Origin of the sequence: Acetobacter zythi (assembly GCF_963921165.1) — a bacterium.
Lineage (GTDB): Bacteria > Pseudomonadota > Alphaproteobacteria > Acetobacterales > Acetobacteraceae > Acetobacter.
On record NZ_CAWUEO010000035.1, the window covers coordinates 1 to 840 of the forward strand.

The window sequence follows — 840 nt, forward strand, 5'->3', positions numbered from 1 at the left end:
GGCGGAAGCCGACATGGAGGCATCGCTCCGTCATGCAAAACTACCCGCAAGCCACTCCCTGAGCTTCGACCACCGTCGCCTGCCACCCTGATTGCGCACGGCGATAGCAAGCGCCTTCTTCTGGCCCACGAGCACGACGAGCTTCCGCCCCCGTGTGACGCCGGTGTAGAGCAGGTTCCGCGCCAGCATGGCGTAATGCTGCGTCACCAGCGGAATCACCACCGCCGGGTATTCCGAGCCCTGGCTCTTGTGGATGGTGGTGGCGTAGGCCAGCACCAGTTCGTCCAACTCGCCGAAGCCATAAACGACATCCCGTCCATCGAATGAGACCGTCAGTTCGCCCTCTTCCACATCGATCCTGCCGATAACGCCGAGGTCTCCATTGAAGACATCCCGGTCATAATCGTTGGCGATCTGCATCACCTTGTCGCCCGGACCATAGGTCCAGCCGAACCGCTCGACCTTCACCTCGTCCGGCGGGTTCAGCGCCTGCTGCAATTCGATATTCAGCGACCGCGCCCCAAGGCCACCCCGGTTCATCGGGCAAAGCACCTGCACGTCGCGAACAGGGTCCAGCCCGAACCGCGCCGGGATGCGATCCCTCACCACGGCCAGCAACTTGCGCAGCCCGACCTCGGGCTCGGCCGCCTCCACGAAGTAGAAATCCGATCCCTCTTCCGCGCTCAGTTCGGGCATCCTGCTCTCGTTGATCCGATGCGCATTGGTGATGATCCGGCTCTGTGCCGCCTGACGGAACACCTCGGTCAGCCGCACCACAGGCACGGCGTTGGAGCCGATGATGTCGGCCAGCACCTGCCCCGGCCCGACCGACGGCAACTG

At 63.8% G+C, this 840-nt stretch carries 1 protein-coding gene; it reads right to left on the bottom strand.

Annotated features, from left to right (window positions below):
• Positions 1-30: 30 nt before the first annotated feature.
• Positions 31-840: ATP-dependent DNA helicase (locus tag AABE20_RS11225; RefSeq protein ID WP_338333145.1), on the bottom strand; the 810-nt coding region annotated here is incomplete at its 5' end.